Here is a 355-nt window from a genome sequence, read left to right as displayed (position 1 = left end):
TCCGGTTAATTTGATGATCTCTTCAGCAAAATCTTTAATGGTGATCTCATGCGGATTTCCAATGTTTACAGGGTCTGCGTAGTCGCTCAATAACAATTGGTAAATCCCTTCAACCTGGTCATCTACATAACAGAAAGACCTTGTTTGTGATCCATCTCCAAACACAGTGAGATCCTCCCCCCGTAAGGCCTGCCCAATAAACGCAGGGATGACCCTTCCATCATTCAGGCGCATTCGGGGGCCATAGGTGTTAAAGATTCTTACAATGCGGGTTTCCAGGCCATGAAAGCGGTGGTAGGCCATAGTGATGGATTCCTGAAAGCGCTTCGCTTCATCATAAACTCCGCGGGGGCCA

At 47.6% G+C, this 355-nt stretch carries 1 protein-coding gene; it reads right to left on the bottom strand.

What is annotated here, in order from left to right; genetic code table 11:
* Positions 1-355 (bottom strand): NAD-dependent epimerase/dehydratase family protein (locus HC175_RS21105; RefSeq protein ID WP_168139923.1); only part of this gene is annotated, 355 nt, incomplete at both ends.

It is taken from the genome of Salinimicrobium oceani (genome assembly GCF_012037645.1).
This window is presented reverse-complemented; position numbering and strand designations above follow the sequence as displayed.